This window comes from Mycobacterium sp. E1715, from assembly GCF_001667625.1.
Lineage (GTDB): Bacteria > Actinomycetota > Actinomycetes > Mycobacteriales > Mycobacteriaceae > Mycobacterium.
In genome coordinates this window covers 1-692 of the sequence record NZ_LZJJ01000471.1, presented here as the reverse complement: position 1 = coordinate 692, position 692 = coordinate 1, and the positions used below count along the sequence as shown (strand labels likewise).

Genomic DNA, 692 nt, shown 5'->3' with positions numbered 1-692 from the left:
GACGATCTACAACGACCTGCGGATCGTCGACAACGTCCGTTACTTCGCCGCGCTGTACGGTTTCGAGCACCAGGCCGCCGACGACGCGATCGAGCGGGTCGGGCTGGCCGACCACCGAACCGCGTTCTGCGGCAACCTTTCCGGCGGCCAGCGCACCCGGGTGTCGCTGGCCTGCGCGCTGGTCTGCCGGCCCGACCTGCTCGTGCTCGACGAGCCCACGGTCGGCCTGGACCCGGTGCTGCGCGCGGATCTCTGGGAGCAGTTCGCCGAGCTCGCCCGCGGCGGAACCACGCTGCTGGTCTCCAGCCACGTCATGGACGAAGCCGACCACTGCGGCGACCTGCTGCTGATGCGCGACGGTCACCTGCTTGCCCACACCACCCCGGCCCAACTACGAGAGGACACCGGATGCACGTCACTGGAGGACGCGTTTCTGTCCATCATCAAGCGCAGCACCATGCGCCAGGCCGACCGTGGGCTCGTCGAGCACGAGCAGGTCGGGCCGGCAGACCAGCGCGCAGGCCAGCGACACCCGGGTGCGCTGGCCGCCGGAAAGGTTGCCGCAGAACGCGGTTCGGTGGTCGGCCAGCCCGACCCGCTCGATCGCGTCGTCGGCGGCCTGGTGCTCGAAACCGTACAGCGCGGCGAAGTAACGGACGTTGTCGACGATCCGCAGGTCGTTGTAGATCGTC

Annotated in this window: 2 pseudogenes; one reads left to right on the top strand and one right to left on the bottom strand. The window is 69.2% G+C overall.

The annotated features are described in order from the left end of the window. Positions 1 to 457 (top strand): annotated as a pseudogene (locus tag A9X03_RS23645) (ATP-binding cassette domain-containing protein); the annotation flags it as partial. Between the two features lie 6 nt (positions 458 to 463). On the opposite strand, the pseudogene A9X03_RS28805 reads toward A9X03_RS23645, so the two are convergent. Beyond that, positions 464 to 692: pseudogene (locus tag A9X03_RS28805) on the bottom strand (ATP-binding cassette domain-containing protein); the annotation flags it as partial.